Raw genomic sequence first — 12904 nt, 5'->3', positions numbered from 1 at the left:
ACATGACCAAGCTCATCATCGACGGCAAAGAGATCGATGTCCCCGCCGAGTACACGCTGCTTCAGGCGTGCGAAGCGGCCGGCGCCGAGATTCCGCGCTTCTGCTATCACGAGCGGCTGTCGATCGCCGGCAATTGCCGGATGTGCCTCGTCGAGGTGAAGGGCGGCCCGAAGCCGGTCGCGAGCTGCGCCTGGGGCGTGCGCGACTGCCGTCCGGGTCCCAAGGGCGAGCCGCCGGAGATTTCCACGCGTTCGCCGATGGTGAAGAAGGCACGCGAAGGCGTGATGGAATTCCTTCTCATCAACCATCCGCTGGACTGCCCGATCTGCGACCAGGGCGGCGAGTGCGATCTTCAGGACCAGGCGATGGGCTATGGTGTCGACACCAGCCGCTTCGCCGAGAACAAGCGCGCGGTCGAGGACAAGTACCTCGGCGCGCTGGTCAAGACCTCGATGAACCGCTGCATCCAGTGCACGCGCTGCGTCCGCTTCTCGGCGGAAGTCGCCGGCGCGCCCGAAATGGGCGCCACTGGCCGCGGCGAGGACATGGAGATCACGACCTATCTCGAGCACGCGCTGACGTCGGAATTGCAGGGCAATCTCGTCGACATCTGCCCGGTCGGTGCGCTGACCTCGAAGCCCTATGCCTTCGCGGCGCGCCCGTGGGAGCTCGGCAAGACCCAGTCGATCGATGTCATGGACGGCCTCGGCTCTGCGATCCGCGTCGATACCCGCGGCCGCGAGGTGATGCGCGTGCTGCCGCGCATCAACGAGGCCGTGAACGAGGAGTGGATCTCCGACAAGACCCGCCACATCGTCGACGGCCTGCGCACCCAGCGCCTCGACCGGCCCTATATCCGCGAGGCCGGCAAGCTGCGCGCGGCGAGCTGGCAGGAAGCCTTCGCCGCGATCGCCTCCAAGGCGGGCCGCACCGACGGCAAGCGCATCGGCACGATCGCCGGCGATCTCGCCGGCGTCGAGGAGATGTTTGCGCTCAAGGACCTGCTCGCCAAGTTCGGCTCGAGCAATCTGGCGGTGCAGGGCGGCGACGCCTTCGATCCCGCGCTCGGCCGCGGCTCGTACATCTTCAATCCGACGCTCGCCGGCGTCGAGCACGCCGATGCGCTGCTGATCATCGGCGCCAATCCGCGCAAAGAGGCGGCGGTATTCAACGCCCGCATCCGCAAGCGCTGGCGCGCCGGCGGCTTCAAGGTCGGCGTGATCGGTGCCAAGGCCGATCTCACCTATGACTATGACCATCTCGGCGCGGGCACCGACACGCTCGGTGAGCTCGCGGCGGGCAGGCATTCCTTCATGGACGTGCTCAAGAACGCCAAGAACCCGATCATCCTGGTCGGCGCGGGCGCGGCCTCGCGCCACGACGGCGCCGCCATTCTGGCCGCCGCCGCCAAGCTCGCGCTCGACGTCGGCGCGGTGAAGGACGGCTGGAACGGCTTTGGCGTGCTGCACGAGACCGCTTCGCGCGTCGGCGCGCTCGATATCGGCTTCACCGCCTCGGCCGGGGGCCTGAACGCCGCGCAGATGACGACGTTCGGCACGCTGGACTTGCTGTTCCTGCTCGGGGCCGACGAGATCAAGGCGCCTGATAGCACCTTCGTCGTCTATATCGGCACCCACGGCGATCGCGGCGCGCACCGCGCCGACGTGATCCTGCCGGCCGCCGCCTATACCGAGAAGTCCGCGATCTACGTCAACACCGAAGGCCGCGTGCAGATGACCGGCCGCGCCGCGTTCCCGCCGGGCGAAGCCCGCGAGGACTGGGCGATTATCCGTGCTCTGTCGGAAGCGCTCGGCAAGAAGCTCGGCTACGACTCGTTGCCGGCGCTGCGCCAGGCGATCTTCAAGGCGGTGCCGCATCTGATCCGGCTCGACCAGATCGAGGCCGGCTCCGCCGACCAGATCAAGAAGCTGGCGGGGAAGGGCGGCTCGCCCGAGAAGGCGCCGTTCAAGGCGGCGATCGAGGACTTCTATTTGACCAACCCAATCGCGCGTGCGTCCGCCGTGATGGCGGAATGCTCGCGGCTTGCCTCCGGGCAGATGCTGACCGCAGCGGAGTGAGCGTGATCTGATGGAATTCTTTGAAAGCGCATTCTGGACCGGTTTCCTCTGGCCGCTGATCATCATGGTCGCGGAGAGCGTGCTGGTGCTCGTCGTCCTCCTGGTCGCGATCGCCTACATCCTGCTCGCCGACCGCAAGATCTGGGCGGCGGTGCAGATCCGCCGCGGCCCGAACGTGGTCGGCCCCTGGGGCCTGCTGCAATCCTTCGCGGACCTTCTGAAGTTCGTGCTGAAGGAGCCGATCATCCCGGCCGGCGCCAACAAGGGCGTGTTCCTGCTGGCGCCGCTGGTGTCGTGCGTGCTCGCGCTCGCGGCCTGGGCGGTGATCCCGACCAATCTCGGCTGGGTGATCTCCGACATCAATGTCGGCATCCTCTTCATCTTCGCGATCTCGTCGCTGTCGATCTACGGCATCATCATGGCCGGGTGGTCGTCGAACTCGAAATATCCGTTCCTCGCCGCGCTGCGCTCGGCGGCGCAGATGGTGTCCTATGAAGTCTCGATCGGCTTCGTCATCATCACGGTGCTGCTCTGCGCCGGCACGCTGAACCTCTCGGCCGTGGTCGAGGCCCAGCACGCCCGCGGCCTTGCCAGCCTGATCGGGCTGCCGCAACTCACCATCCTGAACTGGTACGTCTGGCCGCTGTTCCCGATGTTCGTGGTGTTCTACGTCTCGGCGCTGGCGGAAACCAACCGTCCGCCCTTCGACCTCGTCGAGGCGGAATCCGAGCTCGTCGCCGGCTTCATGGTCGAATACGGCTCGACGCCGTACCTGCTGTTCATGCTCGGCGAGTACGTCGCGATCGTCACGATGTGCGCGATGGCGACCATCCTGTTCCTCGGAGGCTGGCTGCCGCCGGTCGACCTGCCGCCCTTCAACTGGGTGCCGGGGATCATCTGGTTCGCGCTGAAACTGTTCTTCATGTTCTTCCTGTTCGCGATGGCGAAGGCGATCGTGCCGCGCTACCGCTACGATCAACTGATGCGTCTCGGCTGGAAGGTGTTCCTGCCGATCTCGCTGGCGATGGTGATCGTGGTGGCCGGTGTGCTGCACTTCGCCGGCATCGCGCCGAAGTGAGGGCCCCGCCATGGGTATCAACATCAACGCCACTGCACGCTCGCTTCTGCTGTCGGAATTCGTCTCGGCGTTCTTCCTCGCCATGCGCTATTTCTTCCAGCCGAAGCCGACGCTGAACTATCCGTTCGAGAAGGGGCCGATCTCGCCGCGCTTCCGCGGTGAGCATGCGCTGCGCCGCTATCCGAACGGCGAAGAGCGCTGCATCGCCTGCAAGCTGTGCGAAGCGGTCTGCCCTGCCCAGGCCATCACCATCGAGGCCGGGCCGCGCCGCAACGACGGCACCCGCCGCACCGTGCGCTACGACATCGACATGGTGAAGTGCATCTATTGCGGCCTCTGCCAGGAGGCCTGTCCGGTCGACGCCATCGTCGAAGGTCCGAACTTCGAGTTCGCGACCGAGACCCGCGAGGAACTGTTCTATGACAAGGCCAAGCTGCTCGCCAACGGCGACCGCTGGGAACGCGAGATCGCGAAAGCGATCGAGCTCGACGCGCCGTACCGGTGAGGTGAGGGCATGATCCTTCCCGCGCTGTTCTTCTATCTGTTCGCCGGCGTCTGCGTCGCCTCGGCGGTGATGGTGATTGTCTCGCGCAATCCCGTGCACTCCGTGCTGTACCTGATCCTGGCCTTCGTCAACGCCTCCGGCCTGTTCGTGCTGATGGGCGCCGAATTCCTCGCGATGATCCTGATCGTCGTCTATGTCGGCGCCGTCGCGGTGCTGTTCCTGTTCGTCATCATGATGCTCGACGTCGACTTCCTCGAGCTGCGCGAAGGCTTCATCCAGTACCTGCCGGTCGGCCTCGTGATCGGCGGCATCTTCCTGTTCGAGCTGCTGCTCACCGTCGGCTTCTGGGTCATCAACCCCGGCGTCTCCAAGACGATCACGGCGGCGATCCCGACCAACGTCTCCAACACCGAGGCGCTCGGGCTCGTGCTCTATACCAAGTACATCCACTATTTCCAGCTCGCGGGCATGGTGCTGCTGGTCGCCATGATCGGCGCCATCGTGCTGACGCTGCGCCACAAGGCGAGCGTGAAGCGGCAGGACATCAACGTTCAGAACGCACGCACGCCCGAAATGGCGATGGCGATGCGCAAGGTGGCATCGGGGCAGGGGCTCTCGGACGCCGATGCGGCGGAGTGGGTGAAATGACGATCGGGCTCGGACACTATCTTGCCGTCGGCGCGATCCTGTTCACGCTCGGGATCCTCGGCATCTTCCTGAACCGCAAGAACATCATCGTCATCCTGATGTCGATCGAGCTGATCCTGCTCTCGGTCAACATCAACCTCGTGGCGTTCTCGACCTTCCTCGGCGACATCGTCGGCCAGGTCTTCGCGCTTCTGGTCTTGACTGTGGCCGCGGCGGAAGCCGCGATCGGTCTCGCCATCCTGGTGGTCTATTTCCGCAACCGCGGCTCGATCGCGGTTGAGGACGTCAATCTGATGAAGGGCTGAGCTCTCAAATGGTTCAGGCAATCGTTTTCCTGCCCCTGCTGGGCGCCATTCTGGCCGGGCTCATCTCCCTGGTCGGCGCGCATGCCCGCAACCCCTCGGGTGACGAGGTCGAGCATCACGGCGATCACGGCCATGGCGACGCGCATGCGTCGGCTGCTCATGACGACCATGGTCACGACGATCACGCTCACGACGACCACGGCCCGGTTGAGCCGGCGGCGGCGGGCTCGCGCGCTGCCGAGCTGATCACCACCGGACTGTTGTTCGTCGCGGCCGCGCTGTCCTGGATGACGCTGGTCGATGTCGGCTTCATGCACCACGACGGCCGGATCCAGCTGCTGCCCTTTATCTTCTCCGGCGACCTCCAGGTCTGGTGGACGCTCCGTGTCGACACCCTCACGGCGGTGATGCTGGTGGTGGTGACGACCGTGTCCTCGCTCGTGCACCTCTATTCCATCGGCTACATGGACGAGGACCCGTACCGGCCGCGCTTCTTCGGCTATCTCTCGCTGTTCACCTTCGCCATGCTGATGCTGGTGACGGCGGACAATTTGGTCCAGCTGTTCTTCGGCTGGGAAGGCGTGGGTCTTGCCAGCTATCTGCTGATCGGCTTCTGGTACCAGAAGCCCTCGGCGAACGCGGCCGCGATCAAGGCCTTCGTGGTCAACCGCGTCGGCGACTTCGGCTTTGCGCTCGGCATCTTCGCGATCTTCTATCTGACCGCCTCGACCGATTTCGAGACGATCTTCCACCAGGCGCCGAGCCTGACCGGCAAGACCATCAACTTCCTCGGCTGGCACGCTGATGCGCTGACCCTGACCTGCCTCCTGCTGTTCATGGGCGCGATGGGCAAGTCGGCGCAGTTCCTGCTGCACACCTGGTTGCCGGACGCGATGGAAGGCCCGACCCCGGTGTCGGCGCTGATCCACGCCGCGACCATGGTCACCGCCGGCGTGTTCATGGTGGCGCGCCTGTCGCCGCTGTTCGAGCTCGCTCCGACCGCGCAAGCCGTGGTGATGTTCTTTGGCGCCACCACCGCGTTCTTCGCGGCGACCATCGGCCTCGTCCAGAACGACATCAAGCGCATCGTCGCCTACTCGACCTGTTCGCAGCTCGGCTACATGTTCGTGGCGATGGGAGCAGGGGCCTATTCGGTGGGCATGTTCCACCTGTTCACGCACGCCTTCTTCAAGGCGCTGTTGTTCTTGGGCTCCGGCTCGGTGATCTACGCGATGCACCACGAGCAGGACATCCGCAACATGGGCGGCCTCTGGCGCAAGATCCCCTACACCTACGCGGTGATGGTGGTCGGCACGCTGGCGCTGACCGGCTTCCCGCTCACCGCCGGCTACTTCTCCAAGGACGCGATCATCGAGTCCGCCTACGCCTCGCACAATCCGTTCGCGGTGTACGGCTTCCTGATGACGGTCGTCGCCGCCGGCCTGACCTCGTTCTACTCCTGGCGCCTGATCTTCAAGACCTTCCACGGCGAGCCGCATGACGAGCATCATTACGAAGCCGCGCATGAGGCCCCGCTCTGGATCCTGATCCCGATCGGCGTGCTCGCGGTCGGCTCGATCGTCGCGGGCTTCCCGTTCAAGGAGCTGTTCGCCGGTCACGGCGTCGAGGAGTTCTTCCGCGAGTCCGTCAAGATGAACCCGCACATCATCGAGGAGATGCACCACATCCCCGAGACCATCGCCTTCCTGCCGACGGTGATGATGGTGCTGGGCTTCCTCGTCTCGTACCTGTTCTACATCCGCCGGCCCTACATCCCCGTTCGGCTCGCCGCAGAGCAGCCGATGCTGTACCAGTTCCTGCTCAACAAATGGTACTTCGACGAGCTCTACGACCTCATCTTCGTCCGTCCGGCGAAGTGGATCGGCTACCAGCTCTGGAAGAAGGGCGACGGCTTCATCATCGACGGCCTCGGTCCCGACGGCGTCTCCGCCCGCGTGCTGGACGTCACCCGCAACGTCGTGAAGATCCAGACCGGCTATCTCTATCACTATGCGTTCGCCATGCTGATCGGTGCCGCCGGCCTGATCACCTGGTTCATGTTCGGCTTTGGAGGCCAGTAAATGACAACCTGGCCCATCCTTTCGGTTACGACGTTTCTGCCGCTGGTCGGCGCGCTGATCGTCTATCTCAGCCGCGGCGATGACGAGGCGGCCAAGCGCAACTCGCGCTGGATTGCGCTCTGGACCACGCTGATCACCTTCGCGGTGTCGGTGATCCTGGTGTTGCGCTTCGATCCCTCGAGCGCCGACTTCCAGTTCGTCGAGAAGGCGAGCTGGCTCGCCACCGGCATCACCTACCACATGGGCGTCGACGGCATCTCGCTGCCGCTGCTGATCCTGACCACCGCCGTGATGCCGTTCTGCATCATCGCGAGCTGGAAGGCGATCACGAGCCGCGTCCGCGAATACATGATGGCGTTCCTGATCCTGGAAACGCTGATGATCGGCACCTTCTCGGCGCTCGATCTCGTGCTGTTCTACCTGTTCTTCGAGGGCGGCCTGATCCCGATGTTCCTGATCATCGGCATTTGGGGCGGTCCGCGCCGGGTCTACGCTTCCTTCAAGTTCTTCCTCTACACCTTCCTCGGCTCGGTCCTGATGCTGCTCGCCATCATGGCGCTGTACTGGAACGGCGGCACCACTGATATTCCGACCCTGATGCACACCGCCGTGCCGCGGTCGTTGCAGACCTGGGCCTGGCTGGCGTTCTTCGCCTCCTTCGCGGTGAAGATGCCGATGTGGCCGGTGCACACCTGGCTGCCCGACGCGCACGTCGAGGCACCGACCGCGGGCTCGGTGGTCCTCGCCGCGATCCTGCTGAAGATGGGAGGCTACGGCTTCCTGCGCTTCTCGCTGCCGATGTTCCCGCTGGCCTCGCACGACTTCGCGCCGCTGATCTTCACGCTCTCGGCCATCGCCATCATCTACACCTCGCTGGTGGCGCTGATGCAGGAGGACATGAAGAAGCTGATCGCGTACTCCTCGGTCGCGCATATGGGCTTCGTCACCATGGGCATCTTCGCCGGCACCATGCAGGGTGTCGCCGGCGGCATGTTCCAGATGATCTCGCACGGCATCGTCTCCGGCGCGCTGTTCCTCTGCGTCGGCATCGTCTACGACCGCATGCACACCCGCGAGATCGCGGCCTATGGCGGCCTCGTCAACCGGATGCCGCTCTACGCGATGACCTTCATGGTCTTCACCATGGCCAATGTCGGTCTGCCCGGCACGAGCGGCTTCGTCGGCGAGTTCATGACGCTGCTCGGCACCTTCAAGGTCTCGATCCCGACCGCGTTCTTCGCCACCTTCGGCGTCATCCTGTCGGCGGCCTACGCGCTGTGGCTCTACCGCAAGGTCGTGTTCGGCGCGCTGGTGAAGCCGTCGCTGATGAGCATGAAGGATCTCACCTTGCGCGAATGCGTGACGCTGTTCCCGATGATCGCGCTGACGATCCTGTTCGGCGTCTATCCGAAGCCGGTGCTCGACATGTCGGCCGCCTCGGTCCAGCAACTCGTCAACAACTACAACACCGCTGTGACGGCCGTGAAGGCCGCCGCACTGCTCCAGTGATCGGGCAGGTCAGGATATCGCCATGAGCTTTGAGACTGCAGGTTATCAACTGGCGCCGGTGCTGCCCGAGATCGTGCTCGCGGTCGGCGCGATGGCGCTTCTGATGCTGGGAGCCTATCGCGGGCAGGGGACGACCGGCGCGGTCACCTCGCTGGCGGTCGTGCTCCTCGTCGTGGTCGGCGTGCTCGCTTACGCGCAGCCTGCCGGCAAGCAGGTGACGTTCGGCGGCAGCTTCATCGTCGACGACTTCGCCCGCTTCATGAAGATCATGGCGCTGATCGGCTCGGCCGCGACGCTGATCCTGTCGGCCGAGTTCCTGTCCGATCCGTCGCGCCGCATCTTCGAATACGCCATCCTGGTGCTGCTCTCGACGCTCGGCATGATGGTGCTGATCTCGGCCGGCGACCTGATCTCGCTCTATCTCGGCCTCGAGCTGATGTCGCTCGCGCTCTATGTCGTGGCGGCCTCGAACCGCGACAATGCCAAGTCGACCGAAGCCGGCCTGAAGTATTTCGTGCTCGGCGCGCTGTCCTCGGGCATGCTGCTCTATGGCGCTTCGCTGATCTATGGCTTCACCGGCACCGTCACCTTCACCGGCATCGCCCAGGCCGCGACGATGGCGAATGTCGGCCTGGTGTTCGGCCTGGTGTTCCTGCTCGCCGGCCTCTGCTTCAAGGTCTCGGCCGTGCCGTTCCACATGTGGACGCCTGACGTTTACGAAGGCGCGCCGACCCCGGTCACCGCCTTCTTCGCTTCGGCGCCGAAGGTGGCCGCGCTCGCCGTCTTCACCCGCGTCACGCTGACCGCATTCCCGGGCATCGTCTCGCAGTGGCAGCAGATCCTGGTGTTCGTGGCGATCGCCTCGATGGCGCTCGGCTCCTTCGCCGCGATCGGCCAGACCAACATCAAGCGCCTGATGGCCTATTCCTCGATCGGCCATATGGGTTTCGCGCTGGTCGGTCTCGCCTCCGGCACGCCGGAGGGCGCGCAAGGCGTCCTGATGTACATCGTGATCTATGTCGCGATGACGCTCGGCTCGTTCTCGATCATCCTCGCCATGAAGCGCAACGGCCAGGCGGTGGAGCAGATCAGCGATTTCGCCGGTCTGTCGCGGACCAATCCGATGCTCGCCTTCCTGTTCGCGATGCTGCTGTTCTCGCTTGCGGGCGTGCCGCCGCTCGCCGGCTTCTTCGGCAAGTGGTACGTCTTCGTCGCCGCCATCAAGGCCAATCTGTTCACGCTCGCCGTCATCGGCGTGCTGACCAGCGTCGTCGGCGCCTACTACTATCTCTCGATCGTCAAGACGATGTATTTCGACGAGCCGGCCGGCCAGGTCGACCCGGTTCGGATCGAGGTGAAGACGGTGATGGCGGTCACAGGGGTATTCAACCTGCTGTTCGCGCTGTTTGCGGGTCCGGTGGTGAGCGTCGCCTCCGCCGCGGCAAAGTCGCTGTTCTAGGATGGCATTCGCGCTCGGTCCTCGCGCACAGTCCGCGGGCTACAAGCTCGCGGCCTTCGGACGGACCGGCTCGACCAACACCGATGCGATCGAGCACGCGCGGGCCGGCGAACGCGGCCCGATGTGGTTCGTCACGGATGAGCAGACCGCCGGCCGCGGCCGCCGCCAGCGCGCCTGGATCGCACCCAAGGGCAATCTCGCCGCCAGCATCCTCGAAGTCATGGACGTCGCCCCGGCCGTCGCCGCCACCCTCGGGTTCGCGGCCGGGCTGGCGCAGGAGGCGGCGCTGGAGAAGGTCAGCCTGGAAGCCGCCTTGCGCCTCGGCGAGGGCCGTCCCCGCTATGCCCTGAAATGGCCGAACGACGTGCTCGCCGGCGGCAAGAAGCTGGTCGGCATCGCGCTCGAGGCCGAGGCCATCGGCGACCGGCTGGCGGTCGTCGCCGGCATGGGCACCAATGTCGTCGCCGCGCCCGAGGGCACGCCGACGCCCGCGGTGTCGCTGGCCGCCCTCGGCGTCCAGATTGGCGCGGAGGAGCTGTTCTCGGCGCTGTCCGACGCCTGGGTCGAGTTCCGCGGCATTTGGGACAATGGCCGCGGCTTTGCCGAAATCCGTAAGCTGTGGCTGGAGCGCGCCGCCGGCCTTGGCGAGCGCGTCGCTATTCACACGGGAACCATGACGCTGGAAGGCATTTTTGACACCATCGACGACACCGGCTGCCTGATCGTCCGCACCGCGGAGGGCCGCCTTGTGCCGGTGGCCGCAGGCGAGGTGTTCTTCGGCCCGGTCCGCTCGGTGGGGGCTGCGTGATGGCAAGGCCCGACGAACTGGTGTTTGCGCCGCTCGGCGGTGTCGGCGAGATCGGCATGAACCTGTCGATCTACGGCCTCGGCAACCGCCACCAGCGCGCCTGGCTGGCGGTCGATCTCGGCGTCTCCTTCGGCGACGAGGAGCATCTGCCGGGCATCGACCTGATTATGCCCGACATCAGCTTCCTGGAGAAGGAACGCAAGAACCTGATGGGCCTGGTGCTGACCCATGCCCACGAGGACCATTTCGGCGCCATCATCGACCTCTGGCCGAAGCTGAAATGCCCGATCTACGCGACGCAGTTCAGCGCCGCGCTGTTCGAGGCCAAATGCGCCGCCGAGCGCAATGCGCCGGAGATCCCGGTCACCGTGATCCCATCCGGCGGCCGCGTCGACGTCGGCCCGTTCAACGTCGAGTTCATCCCCGTCGCGCATTCCATTCCCGAAGCGCACGCGCTGGCGATCCACACCGAGGCAGGCACGGTGCTGCATACCGGCGACTGGAAGATCGACCCGACCCCGACGCTGGGACGTCCCACCGACGAGAAGCGGCTGCGGGAGCTCGGCGAGGAGGGCGTGCTCGCCTTGATCGGCGATTCCACCAACGCCGTGCGCGACGGCCGCTCGCCTTCCGAAGCCGAGGTCGCCCGGACCATCATAGACCTGGTGAAAGCCGCCAAGGGCCGCGTCGCGGTGACGACCTTTGCCTCCAATGTCGCCCGCATCAAAGCTGTCGCCGATGCTGCGAAAGCCGCCGACCGCGAGGTCGTCGTGGTCGGCCGCGCCATGGAGCGCGTGGTGCAGGTCGCGCGCGAGACCGGCTATCTCGACGGCGTGCAGAATTTCCGCTCGCCCGAGGTCTACGGCCATCTGCCGCAGGACAAGGTGCTGGCGCTCTGCACCGGCAGCCAGGGCGAGCCGCGCGCCGCGCTGGCGCGCATCGCCAATGACGACCATCCCGAGATCACGCTGAACCGCGGCGACAGCGTGATCTTCTCCTCGCGCACCATTCCCGGCAACGAGAAGGCGGTCGGCTCGATCATCAACAATCTGGTGCTCCAGGGCGTCGAGGTCCTCACCGACCGCGACCATCTGGTCCACGTCTCCGGCCACCCGCGCCGAGACGAGCTGCGCGACATGATCTCCTGGGTGAAGCCGCAGCTGCTGATCCCCGTCCATGGCGAGGCCCTGCACCTGAACGAGCACGCCAAGCTCGCGCGCGCCGCCGGCGTGCCGCGCGTCCTGGTCGTCCGCAATGGCGACCTCGTCAAGCTCGGCCCGGGCGATCCCGGCGTGGTCGGCGAGGTGCCGTCGGGCCGTCTCTACAAGGACGGCACGATCCTGGAGGACTCCAAGTCCCGCGCCGTGATCGAGCGACGCCGCATGGCGTTCTCCGGCTGCGCCTTCGTCGCCATCGCCATGACCGAGCAGGGCGAGCTCGCCGACGATCCCGAGGTCGATCTGGTCGGCATCCCCGAGAAGAACAGGGCCGGCGAGGCCTTTGACGACATCGTCTTCGACGCCGTGATGTCCACCATCGAGGGCCTGCCGCGGGCGCGCCGGCGCGATCCGGACGCGCTGGGTGAATCGGTGCGCCGCGCCGTCCGTGCCGTGATCAACGAACATTGGGGCAAAAAGCCCCCCTGTCTGGTACATGTCCTGACAGTGTAGATTGGGCGTGGTCTCCGGATCATGCCTTGAGGGAGAAGAAACATGCTGGGTCGCCTCAACCACGTCGCGATCGCGACCAGGGACGCGGTCAAGGCCGCGAAGATCTATGGCGCGGCATTCGGAGCGCAGATCTCGGAAGCCGTTCCGCTACCCGAGCATGGCGTCACCACGGTGTTCGCGACGCTCCCCAACACCAAGATCGAGTTCATCGAGCCGCTCGGCGAAGCCTCGCCGATCGCAAAATTCCTCGAGCGCAATGCTGACGGCGGCATCCACCATGTCTGCTACGAGGTCGTCGACATCATCGCCTCGCGCGATACGCTCGTGAAGGAGGGGGCCAGGGTGCTCGGCGACGGCGTGCCGAAGATCGGCGCCCACGGCAAGCCGGTGCTGTTCCTGCACCCCAAGGATTTTTCCGGCGCGCTGGTCGAGATCGAACAGGCATAAGGCCGCCCCATGGCCATCCAGATATCGACCGCGATCGCGATCTACTTCGTCATCTGGTGGATCGCGCTGTTCCTGACGCTGCCGTTCGGCGTGCGCAGCCAGCATGAGGACGGCGTCGGCGCGCCCGGCACCGATCCCGGCGCCCCGATCCTGACCCGGATGGGCCGCAAGCTGATCTGGACCACGATCATCTCGGCGATCATCTACGGCCTCGGCATGGCCGCCTATCACGCCGGCTATCTTTCGATCGAGCGCCTGTCGAAATTGATGGGAATGCCGTTCTAGGTTTTTGATTTGCGTCGTTGTTTCGGGGGGA

Annotated in this window: 12 protein-coding genes; all 12 read left to right on the top strand. The window is 65.4% G+C overall.

Features of this window, described 5'->3' with window-relative positions; translation table 11 throughout:
* The first annotated feature begins 2 nt into the window (after positions 1 to 2).
* The 12 genes from nuoG to WN72_RS26845 are packed head-to-tail and all read left to right on the top strand — an operon-like array spanning position 3 to position 12873.
* The gene (gene nuoG, locus WN72_RS26900) at positions 3 to 2078 is read left to right on the top strand and encodes an NADH-quinone oxidoreductase subunit NuoG (RefSeq protein ID WP_092213970.1); all 2076 of its coding nucleotides are present in this window, start codon (positions 3 to 5) and stop codon (positions 2076 to 2078) included.
* A 10-nt stretch (positions 2079 to 2088) separates the two neighbouring features.
* Positions 2089 to 3156, top strand: a complete 1068-nt coding sequence (nuoH, locus tag WN72_RS26895; protein WP_092213972.1) for an NADH-quinone oxidoreductase subunit NuoH — start codon at positions 2089 to 2091, stop codon at positions 3154 to 3156.
* 16 nt (positions 3157 to 3172) lie between these two features.
* Positions 3173 to 3661: an NADH-quinone oxidoreductase subunit NuoI gene (gene nuoI / locus WN72_RS26890; protein ID WP_026232873.1), complete on the top strand. Its 489-nt coding sequence runs from the start codon at positions 3173 to 3175 to the stop codon at positions 3659 to 3661.
* Between the two features lie 9 nt (positions 3662 to 3670).
* Positions 3671 to 4309: an NADH-quinone oxidoreductase subunit J gene (locus tag WN72_RS26885; RefSeq protein WP_027559481.1), complete on the top strand. Its 639-nt coding sequence runs from the start codon at positions 3671 to 3673 to the stop codon at positions 4307 to 4309.
* The gene (gene nuoK, locus WN72_RS26880; protein ID WP_008547737.1) at positions 4306 to 4614 is read left to right on the top strand and encodes an NADH-quinone oxidoreductase subunit NuoK; all 309 of its coding nucleotides are present in this window, start codon (positions 4306 to 4308) and stop codon (positions 4612 to 4614) included. The genes WN72_RS26885 and nuoK overlap by 4 nt, the downstream gene beginning before the upstream one ends.
* 8 nt (positions 4615 to 4622) lie before the next feature.
* Positions 4623 to 6695, top strand: a complete 2073-nt coding sequence (gene nuoL, locus WN72_RS26875) for an NADH-quinone oxidoreductase subunit L (RefSeq protein WP_027559480.1) — start codon at positions 4623 to 4625, stop codon at positions 6693 to 6695.
* Entirely contained in the window at positions 6696 to 8204 is a 1509-nt protein-coding gene (locus WN72_RS26870) for an NADH-quinone oxidoreductase subunit M (RefSeq protein WP_027559479.1), read from the top strand.
* Between the two features lie 22 nt (positions 8205 to 8226).
* Positions 8227 to 9663 carry an NADH-quinone oxidoreductase subunit NuoN gene (gene nuoN / locus WN72_RS26865; protein WP_092213974.1) on the top strand — a complete coding sequence of 479 codons (1437 nt, stop codon included), beginning with the start codon at positions 8227 to 8229 and terminating at the stop codon, positions 9661 to 9663.
* A gap of 1 nt (position 9664) precedes the next feature.
* Entirely contained in the window at positions 9665 to 10471 is an 807-nt protein-coding gene (locus tag WN72_RS26860; protein ID WP_092213976.1) for a biotin--[acetyl-CoA-carboxylase] ligase, read from the top strand.
* Positions 10471 to 12141, top strand: coding sequence for a ribonuclease J (locus WN72_RS26855; RefSeq protein ID WP_027559476.1), 1671 nt, complete (start codon positions 10471 to 10473; stop codon positions 12139 to 12141). Before WN72_RS26860 ends, WN72_RS26855 begins: the two co-directional genes overlap by 1 nt.
* Before the next feature lie 42 nt (positions 12142 to 12183).
* Positions 12184 to 12588, top strand: coding sequence for a methylmalonyl-CoA epimerase (gene mce, locus WN72_RS26850; protein WP_027559475.1), 405 nt, complete (start codon positions 12184 to 12186; stop codon positions 12586 to 12588).
* A gap of 9 nt (positions 12589 to 12597) precedes the next feature.
* A complete protein-coding gene (locus tag WN72_RS26845) occupies positions 12598 to 12873 on the top strand; it encodes a DUF1467 family protein (RefSeq protein ID WP_027559474.1) in 276 nt (91 codons plus the stop codon).
* Positions 12874 to 12904 lie beyond the last annotated feature (31 nt).

The organism is Bradyrhizobium arachidis (assembly GCF_015291705.1).
In the GTDB taxonomy this organism is placed as follows: Bacteria; Pseudomonadota; Alphaproteobacteria; order Rhizobiales; family Xanthobacteraceae; genus Bradyrhizobium; species Bradyrhizobium arachidis.
Note: the sequence above shows the minus strand (reverse complement) of the source record. Positions and strands in the feature narration are given on the sequence as shown.

Bases quoted from the DNA above. Each gene is read 5' to 3' on its own strand.
- nuoG (WP_092213970.1), top strand. From the start codon at position 3: ATGACCAAGCTCATCATCGACGGCAAAGAGATCGATGTCCCCGCCGAG.
- nuoH (WP_092213972.1), top strand. From the start codon at position 2,089: ATGGAATTCTTTGAAAGCGCATTCTGGACCGGTTTCCTCTGGCCGCTG.
- WN72_RS26885 (WP_027559481.1), top strand. From the start codon at position 3,671: ATGATCCTTCCCGCGCTGTTCTTCTATCTGTTCGCCGGCGTCTGCGTC.
- nuoK (WP_008547737.1), top strand. From the start codon at position 4,306: ATGACGATCGGGCTCGGACACTATCTTGCCGTCGGCGCGATCCTGTTC.
- nuoL (WP_027559480.1), top strand. From the start codon at position 4,623: ATGGTTCAGGCAATCGTTTTCCTGCCCCTGCTGGGCGCCATTCTGGCC.
- WN72_RS26870 (WP_027559479.1), top strand. From the start codon at position 6,696: ATGACAACCTGGCCCATCCTTTCGGTTACGACGTTTCTGCCGCTGGTC.
- nuoN (WP_092213974.1), top strand. From the start codon at position 8,227: ATGAGCTTTGAGACTGCAGGTTATCAACTGGCGCCGGTGCTGCCCGAG.
- WN72_RS26860 (WP_092213976.1), top strand. From the start codon at position 9,665: ATGGCATTCGCGCTCGGTCCTCGCGCACAGTCCGCGGGCTACAAGCTC.
- WN72_RS26855 (WP_027559476.1), top strand. From the start codon at position 10,471: ATGGCAAGGCCCGACGAACTGGTGTTTGCGCCGCTCGGCGGTGTCGGC.
- mce (WP_027559475.1), top strand. From the start codon at position 12,184: ATGCTGGGTCGCCTCAACCACGTCGCGATCGCGACCAGGGACGCGGTC.
- WN72_RS26845 (WP_027559474.1), top strand. From the start codon at position 12,598: ATGGCCATCCAGATATCGACCGCGATCGCGATCTACTTCGTCATCTGG.